The organism is Pseudomonas sp. NBRC 111133 (genome assembly GCF_001320605.1).
GTDB classification, from domain to species: Bacteria; Pseudomonadota; Gammaproteobacteria; order Pseudomonadales; family Pseudomonadaceae; genus Aquipseudomonas; species Aquipseudomonas monteilii.
In genome coordinates, this window is the sequence record NZ_BCBJ01000071.1 from 39,079 (window position 1) to 59,559 (window position 20,481).

The 20,481-nt window shown below is 64.4% G+C and carries 17 protein-coding genes; 13 read left to right on the plus strand and 4 right to left on the minus strand.

The features are described from left to right. Nucleotides 1–43: 43 nt before the first annotated feature. The 6 genes from APH36_RS16585 (at nt 44) to accC (ending at nt 8,047) form a co-directional block, all read left to right on the plus strand. The gene (locus APH36_RS16585; RefSeq protein ID WP_060499513.1) at nt 44–1,402 is read left to right on the plus strand and encodes a diguanylate cyclase; all 1,359 of its coding nucleotides are present in this window, start codon (nt 44–46) and stop codon (nt 1,400–1,402) included. 1,310 nt (nt 1,403–2,712) lie between these two features. Next, the gene (locus tag APH36_RS33240) at nt 2,713–3,492 is read left to right on the plus strand and encodes a methyl-accepting chemotaxis protein (RefSeq protein ID WP_371920922.1); all 780 of its coding nucleotides are present in this window, start codon (nt 2,713–2,715) and stop codon (nt 3,490–3,492) included. A gap of 210 nt (nt 3,493–3,702) precedes the next feature. Then, on the plus strand, nt 3,703–5,475 hold the full coding sequence (locus APH36_RS16595; RefSeq protein ID WP_060499515.1) for a protein-disulfide reductase DsbD: 1,773 nt from the start codon (nt 3,703–3,705) through the stop codon (nt 5,473–5,475). Nucleotides 5,476–5,654: 179 nt separating this feature from the next. Continuing rightward, nucleotides 5,655–6,110, plus strand: a complete 456-nt coding sequence (gene aroQ, locus APH36_RS16600; RefSeq protein ID WP_003255330.1) for a type II 3-dehydroquinate dehydratase — start codon at nt 5,655–5,657, stop codon at nt 6,108–6,110. A gap of 99 nt (nt 6,111–6,209) precedes the next feature. Continuing rightward, nucleotides 6,210–6,674 (plus strand): acetyl-CoA carboxylase biotin carboxyl carrier protein, encoded by a 465-nt coding sequence (accB, locus tag APH36_RS16605; protein WP_016715395.1) that lies wholly within the window; start codon nt 6,210–6,212, stop codon nt 6,672–6,674. A gap of 17 nt (nt 6,675–6,691) precedes the next feature. Next, complete coding sequence (accC, locus tag APH36_RS16610; protein ID WP_016715394.1) at nt 6,692–8,047, plus strand: acetyl-CoA carboxylase biotin carboxylase subunit; 1,356 nt, start codon at nt 6,692–6,694, stop codon at nt 8,045–8,047. Between the two features lie 71 nt (nt 8,048–8,118). On the opposite strand, the gene APH36_RS16615 is transcribed toward accC, so the two are convergent. After that, on the minus strand, nt 8,119–9,972 hold the full coding sequence (locus APH36_RS16615; RefSeq protein ID WP_060499516.1) for a sigma-54-dependent Fis family transcriptional regulator: 1,854 nt from the start codon (nt 9,970–9,972) through the stop codon (nt 8,119–8,121). A gap of 283 nt (nt 9,973–10,255) precedes the next feature. Here APH36_RS16615 and APH36_RS16620 point away from each other — a divergent pair, with 283 nt between their 5' ends. From APH36_RS16620 to APH36_RS16650, 7 genes are all read left to right on the plus strand, one after another. Then, nucleotides 10,256–11,311, plus strand: a complete 1,056-nt coding sequence (locus APH36_RS16620; RefSeq protein ID WP_060499517.1) for an ATP-NAD kinase family protein — start codon at nt 10,256–10,258, stop codon at nt 11,309–11,311. A 22-nt stretch (nt 11,312–11,333) separates the two neighbouring features. Continuing rightward, nucleotides 11,334–12,311 carry a thiamine pyrophosphate-dependent dehydrogenase E1 component subunit alpha gene (locus APH36_RS16625; RefSeq protein WP_060499574.1) on the plus strand — a complete coding sequence of 326 codons (978 nt, stop codon included), beginning with the start codon at nt 11,334–11,336 and terminating at the stop codon, nt 12,309–12,311. Between the two features lie 33 nt (nt 12,312–12,344). Beyond that, nucleotides 12,345–13,367, plus strand: a complete 1,023-nt coding sequence (locus tag APH36_RS16630; protein WP_010951829.1) for an alpha-ketoacid dehydrogenase subunit beta — start codon at nt 12,345–12,347, stop codon at nt 13,365–13,367. Further along, nucleotides 13,364–14,470 (plus strand): acetoin dehydrogenase dihydrolipoyllysine-residue acetyltransferase subunit, encoded by a 1,107-nt coding sequence (locus tag APH36_RS16635; protein WP_060499518.1) that lies wholly within the window; start codon nt 13,364–13,366, stop codon nt 14,468–14,470. The genes APH36_RS16630 and APH36_RS16635 overlap by 4 nt, the downstream gene beginning before the upstream one ends. Nucleotides 14,471–14,523: 53 nt before the next feature. Further along, entirely contained in the window at nt 14,524–15,588 is a 1,065-nt protein-coding gene (locus APH36_RS16640) for a 2,3-butanediol dehydrogenase (RefSeq protein WP_256219250.1), read from the plus strand. Nucleotides 15,589–15,741: 153 nt separating this feature from the next. Further along, complete coding sequence (locus APH36_RS16645; RefSeq protein WP_060499520.1) at nt 15,742–17,475, plus strand: C13 family peptidase; 1,734 nt, start codon at nt 15,742–15,744, stop codon at nt 17,473–17,475. A 27-nt stretch (nt 17,476–17,502) separates the two neighbouring features. After that, nucleotides 17,503–18,147 carry an oxidoreductase gene (locus APH36_RS16650; protein WP_060499521.1) on the plus strand — a complete coding sequence of 215 codons (645 nt, stop codon included), beginning with the start codon at nt 17,503–17,505 and terminating at the stop codon, nt 18,145–18,147. Nucleotides 18,148–18,194: 47 nt separating this feature from the next. On the opposite strand, the gene APH36_RS16655 is transcribed toward APH36_RS16650, so the two are convergent. The 3 genes from APH36_RS16655 to mpl are packed head-to-tail and all read right to left on the minus strand — an operon-like array spanning nt 18,195 to nt 20,454. Then, nucleotides 18,195–18,482: a YceK/YidQ family lipoprotein gene (locus APH36_RS16655; protein ID WP_016715384.1), complete on the minus strand. Its 288-nt coding sequence runs from the start codon at nt 18,480–18,482 to the stop codon at nt 18,195–18,197. Beyond that, nucleotides 18,479–19,108 carry a flavin prenyltransferase UbiX gene (gene ubiX / locus APH36_RS16660; RefSeq protein WP_016715383.1) on the minus strand — a complete coding sequence of 210 codons (630 nt, stop codon included), beginning with the start codon at nt 19,106–19,108 and terminating at the stop codon, nt 18,479–18,481. Before ubiX ends, APH36_RS16655 begins: the two co-directional genes overlap by 4 nt. Beyond that, nucleotides 19,105–20,454, minus strand: a complete 1,350-nt coding sequence (mpl, locus tag APH36_RS16665; RefSeq protein ID WP_060499522.1) for a UDP-N-acetylmuramate:L-alanyl-gamma-D-glutamyl-meso-diaminopimelate ligase — start codon at nt 20,452–20,454, stop codon at nt 19,105–19,107. Before mpl ends, ubiX begins: the two co-directional genes overlap by 4 nt. Between the last annotated feature and the right edge of the window lie 27 nt (nt 20,455–20,481).

Here is a 20,481-nt window from a genome sequence, read left to right on the forward strand (position 1 = left end):
CCATCATTGCCCCTGCACACCCCAACCTATAAGTAGCCAGGACATGAGCAAAGCAGTCGAGCCGAGCCCGCAGTGCCCCGCCCAGCAGCTGACGCGTAGCGGCCTGCGCAAGGATGACCCGCTCGACCAGGTGCTGCTGCCGCCCCTGCGCAAACCGGTGTACATCCTGCTGCAGGACCACGAGCGCGCCCAGCGCCTGGCCCAGCAGCTGGAATTCTTCGGCCTGGTGGTGCAAGCGCTGCCCAGCGCTGCGGCGCTCTGCGCTTCAATCAACGAATACCCACCCTCGGCCATCATCATGGACGTCGACTTCACCGGTGCAGGCCAAGGCTTGCTGCTGGCCGCCCGGGTGCAGCAGGCGCTGGCGCAACCTGTTCCGCTGCTGTTCTTCAGCCACCACGAAGCCGACACTCCGACCCGCCTGGCCGCCGTGCGCGCGGGTGGCCAGGATTTTCTGACCGGCAGCCTTGAAGCTTCCAGCCTGCTGGAAAAAGTCGAACTGCTGACCCACATCACCCAGCAAGACCCGCTGCGCGTGCTGATCATCGACGACTCACGCACCCAGGCCCTGTACACCGAGCGCGTGCTGGCCGGTGCCGGTATGGTGACCCGCAGCCTGACCGACCCGATCCGTACCATGGCGGAGCTTGCCGACTTCCAGCCCGACCTGATCATTCTCGACCTGTACATGCCAGCCTGTACCGGCCCGGAGCTGGCCAAGGTGATTCGCCACAGCGACCGCTACGTGAGCGTGCCGATCATCTACCTGTCTGCCGAAGACGACCTGGACAAACAGCTGGACGCCATGAGCGAAGGTGGTGATGACTTCCTGACCAAACCGTTTCGCTCACGCCACCTGATCACCACCGTGCGCAACCGCGCCGCCCGTGCCCGGCACCTGAAGGCGCGTATGGTGCGCGACAGCCTGACCGGGCTGTACAACCACACCCACATCCTGCAACTGCTGGAAGACTGCAGCTTCCGCGCCCGCCGTGAACAGCAACCGTTGAGCTTTGCCATGCTCGACATCGACCATTTCAAGAAGATCAACGATCGCCATGGCCACCCCATGGGCGACCGGGTGATCAAGAGCCTGGCCCTGTTTCTCAAGCAGCGTTTGCGCAAGACCGATTTCATCGGCCGCTACGGTGGCGAGGAGTTCGCCATTGTCATGCCCAACACCGCGCTGGACGCAGCACACAAGGTGCTGGACGAAATCCGCCGGCGCTTTGCCGAGATTCTCTACCCGGCGCAACCCCGGGATTTGCAGTGCACGTTCAGTGCCGGCGTGGTGCAGCTGGATGACGGGCTCGATGCGCTGACCATGGCCAGTGCGGCGGACGAGGCGCTGTACCGGGCCAAGCATGCCGGGCGTAACTGTGTAGTGCGGGTAGAACCCTGAGCAGTTTTAGCAATACAGGCACTGTGCCACTTTTTTCTGACGCCAGCCCTTGTCGTCATCACCCGGTCACAAAATCGCAATAACTTCAGGCGCCTACCTCTACTCCCCTGCGCAGGAAGTTCGCGGCTATGCGCCTGAAGTGGCTGACCAATTTCAACACCCTGTTGCTGGTGACCGTGTGTCTCGCCTTGGGCGCCACCTTGTGGTGGTCGCAGCGCGCCCTCGAGCGCCCCTACCAGATGATGGAGCGTTACCTGGGCCTGTCTCAGCAGTTTCAGAACCAGACGGCACGCAACATCCAGGCGTACCTGGCCAGCGGCGACGCACTTCGCCATGCCGCCGCCATGGAGGGCGACCAGCAATTGCAGGCCGCCCTGGCCGACTGGCCCGTTGAGCTGGCCGACAAACTGCGCCCCAGCCTGGACAGCCTGCAGGCTTTTACTGCCAATGAGCTGCTGGCCGCTGGCAAACTGGCCGGCGACCCACAAGCCCTGCTGCTGCAGGCCGAGCGGGAGCTGGGAGCCAACGTCGAACAACTGGCCGGCTACGCTCGCGACAGCGGCAACGCCGATGCCAACCGCTACCTGTTGCCATTGCTCGATGCCACTGTGCACCTGAGCCGCCTTTCGCTGGCCCGGGACAAACTGGTCAACAGCGGCCGCCCGGAGCTTGCCGACGAGGTGGAGCGCGAGCTGCAACTGATCCGCGCCCAGGCTCAAGCCATCGATGCCTTGCCCTTGCTTGGCGTAACCCGCGCCGCCGAGTCCGGTGCCGACGACTTCGCCGCGATGATGGGCCTTGAGACCCAGGCCAATGCCCAGCAGGAAGACATCGCGGTTGGCCTAAAGCGTGAACTGCAAAGCCTGCTGAGCCGCTACCCGGCTGAATTGCAGCGTACCCGCGAACAAATCGAACGCCGCGGCGCCCTGGCCGCCAGCACTCATCAACGCCTGGAGGCCGTGCAGCTAGCCATCGCAGCATTGGAACCCGAAGTGCGTGGCCAGCATGCGAAAATTGCCGCCGAGGTGCGCATCATCCAGGGTTTGATGATTGGCCTGATCCTGCTGATCGCCTTGTTGATCGACACCCTGCAGCGCCGTCTGACGCGTACCCTCACCGGCCTGGCACCCGCCTTGTCACGGTGGGCCGAAGGCGACTTCGCCCAAGGTATCACCCTGGGCAAGACCAACCGCGAACTGCGCGACATCCAGGAGTCGCTCAACCGCCTGCGCCAGTACCTGGTGGAACTGGTCGGCACCATCCGCCACAACGCCGAACAGGTGGCGGGCAGCAGCCACGCGCTGGCCGGTATGAGCGCCGCCCTGCACGACGGCGCCGAACGCCAGGCGGGCGATACCGGGCAGATCCGCGACGCCCTGGGCGAACTGGAAGCGACCATCCAGCAAGTGGCAGGTGATGCCAGCGCCGCCGCCGACGCCAGCCGCGATGCCGGGCGTGCGGTGGAGCAAGGCCAGGCGGTGATCGGCCAGAGCCTGTCAGGTTTGCGTGAACTGGTTGATGAAGTGCAAGGCAACGCCCGCATGATCGAGCAACTGGCGGAAGAGTCGGCCACCATCGGCGGGGTACTGACGGTGATCCGCTCGATTGCCGAGCAAACCAACCTGCTGGCGCTGAACGCCGCCATCGAAGCGGCGCGTGCGGGTGAGATGGGCCGTGGCTTTGCCGTGGTTGCCGATGAGGTGCGCTCGCTGGCGCAACGCACCACGGGGGCTACCGGCGAGATTCAGGCACTGATCGACCGCCTGCAGCAAGCCGCGAGAAGTTCGGTGGCAGGGATGCGTGCGCAGCTTGAGCATGCCGAGGCCACAGCCAACCAGGCCCAAGCGGCGGATGGCGCGCTGGATGAGATTGTCTGTGCCATTCGCACCATCTCGGATACTGCCGTGCGGATTGCCGATGTCACGGCGCAGCAGAGCGGCGCGGTGAGTGAGATTCGTGACCACAGCGAACGGATTCATGAGTTGGGTGAAGACAACCTGCAGCGCATTGGCGAGGGGCGTGAGCAAGGGGAGCAGTTGCTGAGCCTGGGCGGCGAGCTGAACCGGGCGGTGGGGGCGTTCAGGGTATGAGGAAGCATGCGCGATACCTGTGGGAGCGGGCATGCCCGGGAACACCGGCGCAGCCGGTGCCATCCATCGCGTCGCCCGCACAGGGATCGTGAAACGGCCGACACAGGCATAGTATCTTCAGCGGCCATGTGTCGCCCCCTAAGCCCACATGGCCCCATCCCCCACCAACTCCGCTATCATGCCCGGCACGTTCCACCTCGCGAGTCCGCCATGCGCCGCCTGTTTTTCCTGCTGTTCCTGCTGCTGGCCAGCCCTGCCTTCGCCACGGGCCTGCTCGACAACCGCCCCAGCGCCACCCTCGGGGCCGCTTCGCTGTCCAATAACGCCGACTTCCTGCCGGTGCACGAGGCCTTCAAGCTCAGCCTGATCCAGGCCGATGCGCACACCCTCAAGCTGCGCTTCGTCGCCACCGAGGGCTACTACCTTTACCGCCACCGCTTCCAGTTCCGCACCGAGCCGGCCGACATTGCCCTGGGCACGCCCAATATCCCCAAAGGCGAGGCCAAACACGATGAGTTCTTCGGCGACGTCGAGGTTTACCACGGCGTGGTCGACATCGAACTGCCGCGCACCGACCCACGTGCCTTCACCCTGCTGGTGGGCTACCAGGGCTGCGCCGACAAGGGCCTGTGCTACCCACCGGAAACCGAACGCCTGAGCATCGAGGGCGAAAGCGGCGCAAATACGCCGGGCGCTGCGGAACACGCCTGGAACTGGAAATCACTGCTGCTGTTCTTCCTTGCCGGGGTTGGCCTGACCTTCACCCCGTGCGTGCTGCCGATGCTGCCGATCCTGTCTGGCGTGGTGCTGCGTGGCCAGGTCGGCGGCCTGCGCGGGCTGGCACTGTCGCTGGCCTACGTGCTGCCGATGGCGGCCAGCTTCGCCGTACTTGGCGCGCTGATGGGCCTGTTCGGTGCCGGCCTTAACCTGCAGGCGCGCCTGCAATCGGCCTGGGTGCTGGTGCCGTTCGCGCTGTTCTTCGTGGTGTTCGCCCTGGCCATGTTCGGCCTGTTCGAACTCAAGCTGCCGCAGGCCCTGAGCAACCGCCTGAACAACGTCGCCAACCACACCCGGGGTGGCTCGCTGCTCGGCGCGGCCGTGCTCGGCGTGCTTTCCAGCCTGCTGGTTTCGCCTTGCGTGTCCGCCCCCTTGGCCGGTGCCCTGCTATACATCAGCGCCAGCGGCGATGCCGTGGGCGGCGCGCTCAAGCTGTTTGCCCTGGGCCTCGGCATGGGCGCGCCATTGCTGCTGGTAGCCACCGGTGGCGCAGCCTGGCTGCCCAAAAGCGGCCCTTGGATGAATACCGTGAAAAACGCCATCGGTGTCCTGCTGCTGGGGCTGGCCATCGGCTTGCTCAGCCGCGTGCTGCCGGGCCCGGTGACCTTGCTGCTGGTCGGCTTCCTCGCCGCTGGCGTAGCGCTGTTCCTCGGCGCCCTGGAGTTCGTCGTAAAAAGCCCACGCCAGCGCCTGGCCCAACTGCTCGGCCTGGGCTTGCTGGTCTACGCCCTGGCGTGCTGGTATGGCGCGCTGAGTGGCCAAGGCGACCCGCTACGCCCGCTGCCGGTTGCAACACTGGCGGCCAGCGGCAACAACCCGGCGGCAAAGGCGGATGCCTGGCAAACCATCACCACCCCCGCCGCACTGGACGCGGCGCTGGCCCAAGCCAAAGCGGCCGGCCAGCCCGTGCTGCTGGACTGGTACGCCGACTGGTGCATCAGCTGCAAGGTGATCGAGCATGAAGTGCTGAACGCGCCACAGGTGCAAACGCAGCTGACCGGCTTCAAGTTGCTGCGTTTCGACATCACCGAGAGCAATGCCGAGCAACGCACGCTGCTCGACCGCTATCAGCTGTTCGGCCCCCCCGCCTTGCTCTTCTTTGCCGCGAACGGCAGCGAAATGACCGCCGATCGGGTGATTGGCGAGATAAACGCCGGTGAATTTGCGCAAATTCTGACACGCGTGCGCAGCAAAGTCGGTCTATAACTTCCCCCGTGCCGGGAAAAATCCTGAAATAGGTGACCAGATTTAATTATTTGGTCACATACTTCGCGCGAATCTCGGACATCGTGCTGGCTACTGCCGGGAACTGGACACCTGCCGTCGCTTTGCGGCACACTCGCCGCGCTGTGTCGAATTGCCCTACAAATCCAAGGAATCCGCAGATGGCAACGCTACTGGTGCTCCACGGCCCCAACCTCAACCTGCTCGGTACCCGCGAGCCAGGCCACTACGGCGCCGTGACCCTGGCCCAGATCAACCAGGACCTGGAGCAACGTGCCCGCGCCGCAGGCCACCATTTGCAATACCTGCAGAGCAATGCCGAGTACGAACTGATCGACCGTATTCACGCCGCACGCAACGAGGGTGTGGACTTCATCCTGATCAATCCGGCTGCTTTCACCCACACAAGCGTCGCATTACGTGACGCATTGCTTGCGGTGAGCATCCCATTCATCGAAGTGCACCTGTCCAACGTGCACAAACGCGAACCGTTCCGTCACCACTCCTACTTTTCTGATGTTGCCGTAGGGGTGATCTGCGGCCTGGGCGCCAGCGGTTATCGCCTGGCCCTGGAGTCCGCGCTGGAACAACTGGCTGCCAACGCACAGCCCAAATGATGAAAACCCTGGCCTCAGTGGGCCAGGGTTCTAGAGAAACGTTCAGTTACGTTTTTTTGTATTTCGCCCCCTGACCGAACCTTTGGGAGTTGATGATTAATGGATATCCGTAAAGTCAAGAAACTGATCGAGCTGCTGGAAGAGTCTGGCATCGACGAACTGGAGATCAAGGAAGGCGAAGAGTCGGTCCGTATCAGCCGTCACAGCAAAACCCCGGCCGCCCAACAGTACTTCGCACCGGCTCCGGTAGCCGCTGCTGCACCTGTTGCCGCCCCGGTTGCCGCTGCCGCTCCAGCCGCCGAAGCCGCTGCCGCCGCCCCGGCCCTGAAAGGCACCGTGATCCGCTCGCCAATGGTAGGTACCTTCTACCGCAAGCCTTCGCCAACCTCGCCAAACTTCGCTGAAGTGGGCCAGACCGTGAAGAAAGGCGACACCCTGTGCATCGTCGAAGCCATGAAGATGATGAACCACATCGAAGCCGATGTTGGCGGTGTCATCGACGCCATCCTGGTAGAAGACGGCCAGCCGGTTGAGTTCGACCAGCCGCTGTTCACCGTCGTTTGAATCGCGGAGAGCCAACGATGTCTGGGAAGCTCGAAAAAGTCCTGATCGCCAACCGCGGGGAAATTGCCCTGCGGATCCTGCGTGCCTGCAAAGAGCTGGGCATCAAAACCGTCGCTGTGCACTCCACCGCCGACCGTGAACTGATGCACCTGGGCCTGGCAGACGAGTCGGTCTGCATCGGTCCTGCATCGTCCAAGGATTCCTACCTGCATATCCCGGCAATCATCGCTGCCGCCGAAGTCACCGGCGCCACCGCGATTCACCCGGGCTACGGCTTCCTGGCAGAAAACGCCGACTTCGCCGAGCAGGTTGAAAAATCCGGTTTCGCCTTCATCGGCCCGAAAGCCGACACCATTCGCCTGATGGGCGACAAGGTTTCGGCCAAGGACGCGATGATCAAGTCGGGCGTACCGACCGTACCGGGCTCCGATGGCCCGCTGCCGGAAGACGAAGAAGTCGCCCTGGCGATCGCCCGTGACGTCGGCTACCCGGTGATCATCAAGGCCGCCGGTGGTGGTGGTGGTCGCGGCATGCGCGTGGTGCACAAGGAAGAGGACCTGATTGCCTCGGCCAAGCTCACCCGTACCGAAGCCGGTGCAGCCTTCGGCAACCCGATGGTGTACCTGGAGAAGTTCCTGACCAACCCACGTCACGTGGAAGTGCAGGTACTGTCCGACGGCCAGGGTAACGCCATTCACCTGGGCGACCGTGACTGCTCGCTGCAGCGCCGTCACCAGAAGGTACTGGAAGAAGCACCAGCCCCGGGCATCGACGAGAAAGCCCGTCAGGAAGTGTTCAAGCGCTGCGTCGATGCGTGCATCGAGATCGGCTACCGTGGTGCGGGTACGTTCGAGTTCCTGTACGAAAACGGCCGCTTCTACTTCATCGAGATGAACACCCGTGTGCAGGTTGAGCACCCGGTGTCCGAGATGGTGACCGGTATCGACATCGTCAAGGAGATGCTGAGCATCGCCGCTGGCAACAAGCTGTCGTACCGCCAGGAAGACGTGGTGATTCGTGGCCACTCGCTGGAATGCCGTATCAACGCCGAAGACCCGAAGAAGTTCATCCCGAGCCCAGGCAAGGTGAAGCACTTCCACGCCCCGGGCGGCAACGGCGTACGCGTCGATTCGCACCTGTACAGCGGTTATTCGGTTCCGCCGAACTACGACTCGCTGATCGGCAAGCTGATCACCTACGGCAAGGACCGCGACGAAGCCATGGCGCGCATGCGCAATGCCCTGGACGAAATCGTCGTCGACGGCATCAAGACCAACATCCCGCTGCACCGCGACCTGGTGCGTGATGAAGGTTTCTGCAAAGGCGGCGTCAACATTCATTACCTCGAACACAAGCTGGCCAACGAGCATTGATCGAGTAGTGTGATGCACCAGAACCCCGGCCTTGCGCCGGGGTTTTTTATTGCCTGTCAGGGCCTGAGGGCCTATCCCTTCATGCGCGGCATTTCGATGCGGTGCTCATGCACCCGCCGATACAGCGTCGCCCGCGATATCCCCAACGCCCGCGCCGCATCGGCCGGCTTCCAGCGATGGCGAATCAGTGCATCCAGCAACAATTGCCGGGCCGGGCAAGACACGCTGCTTTCAGGCGAAGCAACCGCTTCACCGCGCACCTCCTGCGGCAAGTCCTGCAATTGCACCTGCCCGCCTTCACTCACCGCGCAGGCATAGCGCAACACCTGCCGCAGCTGGCGCAAGTTTCCCGGCCAACGGTAAACCAGCAATGCTTGCAGCGCATCATCTGCCAACACCACCTCGACAGCACACGCATCGGCCTCCTCGGCCAGCAGCTGATGAATCAGCCCCAACCGATCCTCACGCTCCCGCAGCGGCGGCAACTCGAAGCGGGCATTGGCCAGGCGGAAGTACAGGTCTTCACGAAAACGCCCGTCCTCAACCATCGCGGCCAGGTCGCGATGGGTGGCGCAGATCACCTGGATGTCCACACGCTCACGCCGTGCGGCGCCCAGCGGCGCCACTTCACCTTCGGCCAGCACCCGTAACAAGCGCGTTTGCAGGTTCAGCGGCATGTCGCCGATTTCGTCGAGGAACAGCGTGCCGCCATCGGCCTGCTGCAACAGCCCTTGCATGCCTTTGCTGGAGGCCCCGGTAAAGGCCCCAGCCACGTAACCAAACAGCTCGCTCTCGATCAGGCTTTCCGGAATGGCCGCACAGTTCAGCGTGACGAACGGGCCATCCCGGCGCTGGCTTTGCTGGTGCAGTTGGCGGGCGAACACTTCTTTGCCAGCCCCGGTCTCCCCTTGCACCAGTACCGCCAGATTGCAGTCCTTGACCCGCGTGGCCAGGCGCAGGTGCTGTTCGATGCGTGCGTCCTGGGCCTGGCGCAACGGCTGCGCGCGCTGGCGTTGCCGTGGGGCGCTGACCCGACCATAGAGCCCCCCCAGACCCGGCAGGCGCTGGGCCGACGCCGCGCTCACCCGGCGTAGCTGGTCGATGTCGAACAGCTCACCGATATGCTCGGGCAAGCGCCCCAGGCGCTCCACCAGCCGTTGCCGCGCCAGGCTGTTGATCGCCTGCAGGCGGCCATCGGCATCCCAGGCCAGCAGGTAGTCCGGCTGGCTTTCCACATAACCCGGCGTGCCGTGGGCGCGCATCACCCAGTGGCCTTGGGCACTGTGCATGAAAAAGGCGTTTTCGATCTCGCGGGCGGTCTGCTCAACCAGTTGGCGGATCAGGTGCTGGCTACGGCGGTCGTCTGGCGACTGCAAGGCTGACACATCCACCACGCCCAACAACTCGCCCAGCGGGTCGAATACCGGTGCCGCCGTGCAGGTCAGGCCGATGAACGCAGCGCGGAAGTGGTCGCGCTTGTGCACGGTGACCGGGGCCTTGGTGGTCAACACCGCCGCCACGCCGCAGGTACCCTCCTCGCCTTCCGACCAGCAGGTGCCCAGGTACAGCCCGGCCTTGCGGCAGTCGTTGCGGATGGCCGACTCGACCCGGTAATCGATGGTGCGCCCCTGGGCATCGGTCAGCAGTACGCAGTAGTCGGCACCGCGTACCCGTTCGTGCAGGCGAGCCACAGCATCGCTGGCGATGCGCAGGAACAGTTCGGCGCGTTCGCGGCACTCGTTCAGCAGGCTTTGGGAAAGGATACGCGGCCCCTGCTGGGACCCCGGGTCGAGGCGGTAAAGGTCCATGGAGCGGCGCCATGAATCGAGAATCAGCGGTGGCACCGGCGCCTGCGGCAGGCGGTCGGCATTCTTCAACACCCTGCTGACGCAGTCGACATGGGCTCGGGAGTTCGCGGCAAGCATTCAGGCCCTCCGGTTCTCGTTGCTGTTTTTATCGTTGTCCGGCCATTAAGCGCCTCTGGGCATGCCCCGACAAGCACTGTGTGATTACCGGCTGGCTTGAGACGCCGCGTCTCAGCGTCTCGGCAATGCCGGCCTGGCACTGGCACCCGGCGTCTCGCCAGCACCGTGGCACAGGCATGCCAGAACGCAATCAAAGCCTTCTATCCCGGCCACTTCAGCCAAATAAAAGAAAGCTGGCACCGCGCTTGCTCCTGCCTTGGCAAACAAAAATACGAGGTGCGCCATGCCGCTACCCGCCCCGATTGTCGGGATCATTGCCAACCCTGCCTCTGGCCGCGACCTGCGCCGCCTGACCGCCAATGCCGGGCTCTATTCCAGCACCGACAAGGCCTCGGCCATCCAGCGCCTGCTGGCGGCCTTCGGTGCCACCGGTATCGGCCAGGTGCTGTTGCCCAGCGACATGACCGGCATCGCCGCTGCCGTGCTCAAGGCCAGCCAGGGCCCGGGCGCCCGAAACCAGCACTGGCCTGACCTCGAAATACTCGACCTGCCGCTGAACCAGACCGTTGCCGACACTCGCCTGGCCACCCGGTGCATGGTCGAGCGCGGCGTGGCGATGATCGCCGTGCTCGGTGGCGATGGCACCCACAAGGCAGTCGCTGCCGAGGCCGGTGACGTGCCGCTGCTGACGTTGTCCACCGGCACCAACAATGCTTTCCCCGAACTGCGCGAAGCCACCAGCGCTGGCCTTGCCGGTGGCCTGTTCGCCAGCGGCCTGGTACCCGCCAGCATCGGCCTGCGCCGTAACAAGCGCCTGCTGGTAAGCGTGCCCGAGCAACAGCTGGCCGAATGGGCCTTGGTCGAAGTGGCCGTGTCGCCACAGCGCTTCATCGGCGCCCGTGCGCTCAGCCGCAGCGAGGACCTGAGCGAAGTCTTCGCCTGCTTCGCCGAACCCCATGCCATCGGCCTCTCGGCCCTGTGCGGCCTGTGGTGCCCAGTGTCACGCCAAGACCCGCACGGCGCCTGGGTACGCCTTTACCCCGGCGCCGAACAAGCATTGCTCGCGCCGCTGGCGCCCGGCCTGCTGCAAGCCTGCGGCATCACCGCCAGCGGCCCGCTGACACCTGGCGTTGCCCATCGCCTGAGCCTGACCAGCGGCACCCTGGCCCTGGACGGCGAACGCGAGATCGAATTCGCCGAGCACGACACGCCCACCGTCACCCTCGACCACCAAGGCCCGTTGAGCGTGGATGTCGAGGCCGTACTGGCGCATGCCGCCCGCCATCACCTGCTGGCCGTACCGCGCGGCCACCGGCTGCACCCTGCATCCCCGCGTTGAGACAACCCTGGAGAACAACAAGATGTCCAATCAACTGAGTCCCGAACAACTGCTGCATGCCTATGAAGTGATGCGCACCATCCGTGCCTTCGAAGAACGCCTGCATGTGGAATTCGCCACCGGCGAGATCCCAGGCTTTGTCCACTTGTACGCTGGCGAAGAGGCCTCGGCCGCCGGGGTCATGGCCCATTTGCGCGACAGCGACTGCATCGCGTCAACCCACCGTGGTCATGGCCACTGCATCGCCAAGGGCGTGGACGTGTACGGCATGATGGCCGAGATCTACGGCAAGAAGACCGGCGTATGTGGCGGCAAGGGCGGCTCGATGCACATTGCCGACCTGGAAAAAGGCATGCTCGGCGCCAACGGCATCGTCGGCGCTGGCGCCCCGCTGGTAGCCGGGGCAGCGCTGGCCGCCAAGATCAAAGGCCGCGACGATGTATCGGTGGCCTTCTTCGGCGATGGCGCCTCCAACGAAGGTGCGGTGTTCGAGGCCATGAACATGGCGTCGATCATGAACCTGCCCTGCATCTTCGTGGCCGAAAACAACGGCTATGCCGAGGCAACTGCCTCCAATTGGTCCGTAGCCTGCGACCATATTGCCGACCGCGCCGCCGGTTTCGGCATGCCGGGTGTCACCATCGATGGTTTCGACTTCTTTGCGGTGTACGAGGCCGCTGGCGCGGCCATCGAGCGCGCACGCTCCGGGCAAGGCCCGTCGCTGATCGAGGTCAAGCTCAGCCGCTACTACGGCCACTTCGAAGGCGATGCGCAAACCTACCGCGCCCCGGATGAAGTGAAGAACCTGCGCGAATCCCGCGATTGCCTCATGCAGTTCCGCAACAAGACCACCCGAGCCGGCCTGCTCACTGCCGAGCAACTGGACGCCATCGACGCCCGCATCGAAGACCTTATCGAGGACGCCGTGCGCCGCGCCAAGTCCGATCCCAAGCCACAGCCCGCCGACCTGCTCACCGACGTTTACGTCGCCTACCCCTGAGCCGCGGATTACAAGAACAACAGGAGAACCACCATGGCAAGAAAGATCAGCTACCAGCAGGCCATCAACGAAGCCCTGGCCCAGGAAATGCGGCGCGACAGTACGGTGTTCATCATTGGCGAAGACGTGGCCGGCGGTGCCGGCGCCCCGGGCGAGGATGACGCCTGGGGTGGCGTGCTGGGCGTGACCAAAGGCCTGTACCACCAGTTTCCGGGCCGCGTGCTGGACGCGCCGCTATCGGAAATCGGCTATGTCGGGGCCGCCGTCGGTGCCGCCACCCAGGGCCTACGCCCGGTGTGCGAGCTGATGTTCGTCGACTTCGCCGGCTGCTGCCTGGACCAGATCCTTAACCAGGCCGCCAAGTTCCGCTACATGTTCGGCGGCAAGGCAGTCACCCCGCTGGTGATGCGCACCATGTATGGCGCCGGCCTGCGTGCGGCGGCCCAGCACTCGCAGATGCTCACCTCGCTGTGGACGCACATCCCGGGCCTGAAAGTGGTGTGCCCGTCCTCGCCTTACGATGCCAAAGGCCTGTTGATCCAGGCGATCCGCGACAACGACCCGGTGATCTTCTGCGAGCACAAGCTGCTGTACAGCATGCAGGGGGAGGTGCCGGAAGAGGTGTACACCGTACCGTTCGGCGAGGCCAACTTCCTGCGCGATGGTGACGATGTGACCCTGGTCACTTACGGGCGCATGGTGCATGTGGCGCTGGAGGCTGCCAACAACCTGGCCCGCCAGGGCATCGACTGCGAGGTGCTGGACCTGCGCACCACCAGCCCGCTGGACGAAGACAGCATTCTGGAAAGCGTGGAAAAAACCGGCCGCCTGGTGGTGATCGACGAAGCCAACCCGCGTTGCTCCATGGCCACCGACATCAGCGCGCTGGTGGCGCAGAAGGCCTTCGGCGCGCTCAAGGGCCCGATCGAAATGGTCACCGCACCGCACACCCCGGTGCCGTTCTCCGATGCCCTGGAAGACCTGTACATCCCTGACGCGGCGAAGATCGAAGCTGCCGTGCGCAAGGTGATCGAAGCTGCAAGGAGTGCCGCATGAGCCAGATCCATACCCTGACCATGCCCAAGTGGGGCCTTTCGATGACCGAGGGCCGGGTGGACGCCTGGCTCAAGCAGGAAGGCGACGAAATCAACAAGGGCGACGAGGTGCTGGACGTCGAGACCGACAAGATCAGCAGCAGCGTCGAAGCCCCGTTCAGTGGCGTACTGCGCCGCCAGGTGGCCAAACCGGATGAAACCTTGCCGGTCGGCGCGCTACTGGCGGTGGTGGTGGAAGGCGAAGCCGAGGACGCCGAGATCGACGCGGTGGTACAGCGCTTCCAGGCCGAGTTCGTCGCCGAAGGAGGCGCCGATCAGGCACAAGGGCCGGCCCCGCAGAAGGCTGAAGTGGGCGGCCGCCTGTTGCGCTGGTTCGAACTGGGCGAAGGCGGTACGCCGCTGATACTGGTACACGGCTTCGGCGGCGACCTCAACAACTGGCTGTTCAACCACCCGGCGCTGGCAGCCGAGCGCCGGGTGATCGCCCTCGACCTGCCGGGGCACGGCGAGTCGGCCAAGGCCCTGCAACGGGGCGACCTGGATGAACTGAGCGAAACCGTACTGGCCCTGCTCGACCACCTGGATATCGCCAAAGCCCACCTGGCCGGCCACTCCATGGGTGGCGCGGTCAGCCTGAACGTGGCGCGCCTGGCGCCGCAGCGGGTGGCCAGCCTGAGCCTGATCGCCAGTGCCGGCCTGGGTGAGGCAATCAATGGGCAGTACCTGCAAGGCTTTGTTGCCGCTGCAAACCGCAACGCCCTCAAACCGCAGATGGTGCAGCTGTTCGCCGACCCGGCACTGGTCACCCGGCAGATGCTGGAAGACATGCTCAAGTTCAAGCGCCTGGAAGGTGTTGATAACGCCTTGCGCCAGTTGGCATCGGCCATTGCCGAGGGTGACCGCCAGCGCCATGAACTGCGCGGCGTGCTGGGGCAGCATCCGGCACTGGTGGTATGGGGCGGCAAGGACGCGATTATCCCGGCCAGCCACGCAGAGGGCCTGGAGGCCGAAGTGCTGGTGCTGCCAGAGGCCGGGCATATGGTGCAGATGGAGGCAGCCGAACAGGTCAACCAGCAGGTGCTCGCATTCCTGCGAAAGCACTAAGCCCTTTCCCGTGAGCCTGGAGAACAACAATGAATGACCTGAGCCACACCCACATGCGCGCCGCCGTCTGGCATGGCCGCAATGACATTCGCGTCGAACAGGTACCCCTACCAGCCGACCCGGCACCCGGCTGGGTGCAGATCAAGGTGGACTGGTGCGGCATCTGCGGCTCCGACCTGCACGAATACGTCGCCGGCCCGGTGTTCATCCCGGTGGAGGCACCGCACCCGCTGACCGGCATCCAGGGCCAGTGCATCCTCGGCCACGAATTCTGCGGCCAGATCGCCAAGCTTGGCGAAGGCGTGGAGGGTTTTGCGGTAGGTGACCCGGTGGCGGCGGACGCCTGCCAGCATTGTGGTACTTGCTATTACTGCACCCACGGCCTGTACAACATCTGCGAGCGCCTGGCGTTCACCGGCCTGATGAACAATGGCGCCTTTGCCGAGCTGGTCAACGTACCCGCCAACCTGCTGTACCGCTTGCCGCGAGGCTTCCCGCCAGAGGCGGGGGCACTGATCGAGCCGCTGGCGGTGGGTATGCACGCGGTGAAAAAGGCCGGCAGCCTGCTTGGGCAAACGGTTGTGGTGGTGGGTGCAGGCACCATCGGCCTGTGTACCATCATGTGCGCCAAGGCTGCGGGCGCGGCGCAAGTGATTGCGCTGGAAATGTCCTCGGCGCGCAAGGCCAAGGCCAAAGAGGTAGGCGCCAACGTGGTGCTGGACCCTAGCCAGTGCGACGCGCTGGCGGAAATCCGTGCACTGACCGCCGGGCTGGGGGCCGATGTGAGCTTTGAGTGCATCGGCAACAAGCACACGGCCAAGCTGGCCATCGACACCATCCGCAAGGCGGGTAAGTGCGTGCTGGTGGGTATTTTTGAAGAGCCTAGCGAGTTCAACTTCTTCGAATTGGTATCCACCGAGAAGCAGGTACTGGGAGCGTTGGCGTACAACGGCGAGTTTGCCGATGTGATTGCCTTCATTGCGGATGGCCGGCTGGATATTCGCCCGCTGGTGACCGGGCGGATCGGGTTGGAGCAGATTGTCGAACTGGGCTTCGAGGAACTGGTGAACAACAAAGAGGAGAACGTGAAGATCATCGTTTCGCCTGGCGTGCGCTGACTGCTGCAACACCTTGTTCCCACAGGTACTGCACAAGGCCCCGGGGCAGCGCAGAATCCTGTGGGAGCATCAGGCGCCGTACAAGCCTTGCCCTCGCTGTCTCAGGATCCCATTCTGCGTCATACTCGGCAGACCTATTGCCCGGTCCTCGCCATGCGTCCACTGCTCCCCATTACCCTGGTCCTGTTGCTCGCCGCCTGTGGCGATGGCGAATCGCTGCTTCCGCCGGACGCGCGCCTGCCTGACGGGGGGCGTTATCGGGGTCAGGTGGTCGATGGCCTGCTGCAGGGCGAGGGCCGTATCGACTACCCCAACGGCAGCTGGTACGCCGGCGGCTTCAAGGACGGCCAGTGGCACGGCCAGGGAGAATGGCACGGCCAGAACGGCGAGGTGTACCGTGGACAGTTCGCCGGAGGGCTGTTCCAGGGACTGGGCGACCTGACCACGCCGGGCAGCCACTATGCCGGCACCTTCAAGCATGGCCGCCGCGATGGCGAAGGCACGCTCAAGCAAGCCGACCAGACCTACCGAGGCCAGTTCAAGGACGACCTGTACGAAGGCGCGGGCGAACTGGAACTGGCCGACGGCAGCCGCTACCAGGGCTTGTTCGCCAAAGGCAAACCCAACGGCGCCGGCGTACGCAGCGATGCCAGCGGCAACCAGTTCAGTGGCCGCTTCGTCAACGGCGAGCTGCAAGGCAGCGGCACCTACGACAGCGTTGACGGTGAGCAGTACATCGGCGAGTTCAAGGACAACCGCCTGGAAGGTCGCGGCCGGTACGAAAACGCCGATGGCGATGTGTGGATTGGCGAATTCAAGGATGGCTCATTGATCGGCGAAGGCGAACTGCTGGGCAGCGATGGCAGCCATTACAAAGGCGAGTTCGCCGACTGGCGCCTGTCGGGCCAGGGCAGCCTGCAGCTGGCCGACGGCAGCAAGTACATCGGCGGCTTCCTGAACGATGCCTACCACGGGCATGGGCGATTGATCCTGGCCAGCGGCAAGGTCGAAAGCGGCGTCTGGGTCAATGGCGTGCGGGTACGCGACCAGAAAGGCCAGTTGCTGCCCGATCCACTGGACCTAGCCCTGCTCAATCAGGGCCGCCTGCTGGACGAGGCGCTGGCCGGTGTCCCGCGCTCAGCCCCATCGATCCAGCTGTACAGCCTGGTGGTGGCCGGCGATGGCCAGCAGAGCGTGTTCCTGCGCGAAGCCGACTATGTCAGCAACATGCTCAAGGTGCGCTTTGGCGCCCGTGGCCAGGTGACCTTGGTCAACCACCGCGACCACATGGCCACCCGCCCCATGGCCACGCGCGAAAACCTTACCCGGGCCGCCCGCACCCTGGCCGAGCGCAGCGGCCCTGAAGACCTGGTGTTCATCTACCTTACCAGCCATGGCAGCCAAGACCATCAACTGGTGCTGGACCAGCCGCGCCTGCAGTTGGCTGACCTTTCCGCCGACGAACTGGCCGCTGCCCTGGCGCCGCTCAAGGATCGAGACAAGGTAATCGTCATCTCGGCCTGCTATTCAGGGGGCTACATCGCCCCGCTCAAGGATGAGCGCACGTTGATCATGACGGCGGCCCGGGCCGACCGCGTGTCTTTCGGTTGCTCGGAAGAAGCCGACTTCACCTACTTTGGCGATGCCCTCTTCGCCGAAGCGCTGAACCAGACCGACGACCTCAAACAGGCATTTGAACTGGCACGTACCAGCGTTGCCGAACGTGAACAAAGGGAAGGCTTCGAGGCCTCCGAGCCGCAGCTGTGGGCACCGCCCGCCGTGCTCGAGCACTGGCAGCAGCTGCGCCGGCAACAGGCCGAAGAAGCGTTGCGTAACGCCACACAGGCCAGCGCGGGGCGACAAGCAAAAACGCCCGGCAACCACTAGACTTGTGTGTAACAAGGGAGAGACATCATGTATTTGACGCCTCAGCATGTCCTGCTTGCCGGTGCCACGGGTCTGACGGGGGAACACCTGCTGGACCGCCTGCTCAACGAGCCCACCATCACCCGTGTACTGGCGCCCACTCGCCGGCCGCTGGCCGAGCATCCGCACCTGGAAAACCCGGTGGGCGACCCGGCGGTATTTCTTCCCCAGTTGGCCGGGCGGGTCGATATCGCCTATTGCTGCCTGGGCACCACGCTGAAGCAGGCCGGCTCTGAATCGGCGTTCCGTGCGGTGGACCTGGATATGGTGGTGGCGTTCAGCAAACGTGCCCGGGAAATGGGCGCGCGACATCTGTTGGTGGTCAGCGCGCTGGGGGCCGACCCGAAATCGTCGATTTTCTACAACCGGGTCAAAGGTGAGATGGAAGAGGCGTTGAAGGCCCAGGACTGGCCGCAGTTGACCATCGTGCGGCCGTCGTTGCTGCTGGGCGAACGCATTCAGCCACGCCTCAGTGAGCAGTTGATTTCGCCGTTTTCCAGGCTGATACCGGGTAAATACCGAGGGATCGAGGCCTGTACCTTGGCCCGGGCGCTGTGGCGCTTGGCGCTGGAGGAAGAGGACGGGATACGGGTTGTGGAGTCGGATGAGTTGCGCAGGTTGGGCAAGAAATAGACGTTACCTGTAAGGGCCTCTTCGCGGGTTTACCCGCGAAAGGGCCCTTACAGGCCACCGGTGGCCTGGAAGCCTACACCGGCCGCTGTCAGCAACGACAACGGCAACAACAGGGTATCGAGCAACATGCTCCCCGGCAGGTCCAGCCCCGGATAGGCCGGGGCATCAGCCCCGTAATGATCACGCGGGCAGCACCCACCATTGATCACGTACAAATCCAGCCGGGTACCGGCATACACCACCGGCGCCCCGGGTTTGGCGGCATCCAGCGTGCGTACCGTGGCGCAGCCCCCCAGCATCACCAGCGCCAGCACCCCCACCAACGCTCGCTTCAATCATCCACCCCAAAGTGGTGCTCACCCCAACGCGGCAACATGTCCTGGGGAATGTTCAGCAGGTTGAGAATACGCGCGACGACAAAGTCGACCAGGTCGTCGATGGTCTGCGGCTGGTGGTAGAAGCCCGGAGCCGCCGGCAGGATCACCGCGCCCATCTGCGACAGCTTGAGCATGTTTTCCAGGTGGATGGTGGAAAACGGCGCTTCGCGTGGCACCAAGATCAGTTGCCGACGTTCCTTGAGGGTAACGTCGGCAGCGCGTTCGATCAGGTTGTTGCAGGCACCGGTGGCAATGGCCGACAAGGTGCCGGTGGAACAAGGCACCACCACCATCGCCGCCGGGGCACCGGAGCCGGAGGCCACCGGCGACATCCAGTCTTCCTTGCCGTACACGCGGATCTGCCCATCGGCGGCGCCGGTGTATTCGGTAAGGAAGGCCTGCATCGCCTGGGGCTTGGCCGGCAGCAGCACGTCGGTCTCGGTGGCCATTACCAGTTGCGCGGCCTTGGAGATCAGGAAGTGCACTTCGCGGTCTTCGCGCACCAGGCAATCGAGCAGGCGCAGGCCATACTGGGCGCCCGAGGCGCCCGTCATGGCCAGGGTGATGCGTTCCGGCCCGCTCACTTCAGCGCCTCGGCCAGTTTGCCGTGCAGGCCGCCGAAGCCGCCGTTGCTCATGATCACCACATGAGTACCCGGGCGGGCCTGGCCTTTGACCCGCTCGATGATCGCGTCAAGGCTGTCGGCTACTACGCTCGGGACCTTGCACTGCGCGGCGGTGGCCGCCAGGTCCCAGCCGAGGTTGGCCGGGGCGTACCAGATGACCTGGTCGGCGTCGTTGACGCTCTCTGGCAAACCGTCACGGTGGGCGCCCAGCTTCATCGAGTTGGAGCGTGGTTCGATCACGGCAATCACCGGGGCCTCGCCAACACGCTTGCGCAGGCCATCGAGGGTGGTGGCGATGGCGGTCGGGTGGTGGGCGAAATCATCGTAGATGGTCACGCCCTGCACTTCGGCCACCTTTTCCATGCGCCGTTTCACGCTCTTGAACGCGCTGAGGCCTTCGATGCCCATGGCCGGGACCACGCCGACATGGCGGGCGGCGGCCAGGGTGGCCAGCGCGTTGGCAACGTTGTGCTGGCCCGTCAGCGCCCAGTCCACCACGCCTTGCGCTTCGCCTTCGAACAACACTTCAAAACGCGAGCCGTCGGGGCTGAGCAGGCGCGCCTGCCACTGGCCACCAACGCCTGTGGTCTGCACCGGGGTCCAGCAGCCCATGCCGATCACCCGCTCCAGTGCTTGCTCGGTGGTGGGGTGAATCACCAGGCCTTCGCTCGGGATGGTGCGTACCAGGTGGTGGAACTGCCGCTCGATCGAGGCCAGGTCCGGGAAGATGTCCGCGTGGTCGAACTCAAGGTTGTTGAGGATCGCGGTACGCGGGTGGTAATGCACGAACTTCGAGCGCTTGTCGAAGAAGGCGCTGTCGTACTCGTCGGCTTCGACGACGAAGAACGGCGTGTCGCCCAGGCGGGCCGATACCGAGAAATTCTGCGGCACACCGCCAATCAGGAACCCCGGGCTCATACCGGCGTGCTCCAGCAGCCAGGCCAGCATGCTGCTGGTGGTGGTCTTGCCGTGGGTACCGGCAACAGCCAGCACCCAGCGACCTTGCAGCACATGGTCAGCCAGCCACTGTGGGCCGGAAACATAGGGCAGGCCCTTGTTCAGCACGTATTCCACTGCCGGGTTGCCGCGTGACATGGCGTTGCCGATGACCACCAGGTCGGGTGCCGGGTCCAGCTGGGCCGGGTCATAGCCTTGGGTCAGCTCGATGCCCTGGGCTTCGAGCTGGGTGCTCATCGGAGGATAGACGTTGGCGTCCGAGCCGGTGACGCGATGGCCAAGTTCCTTGGCCAGCACCGCCAGCGAGCCCATGAAAGTGCCGCAAATACCGAGAATGTGAATATGCATGGTTGACCTCGCAAAACATCGAGGCAG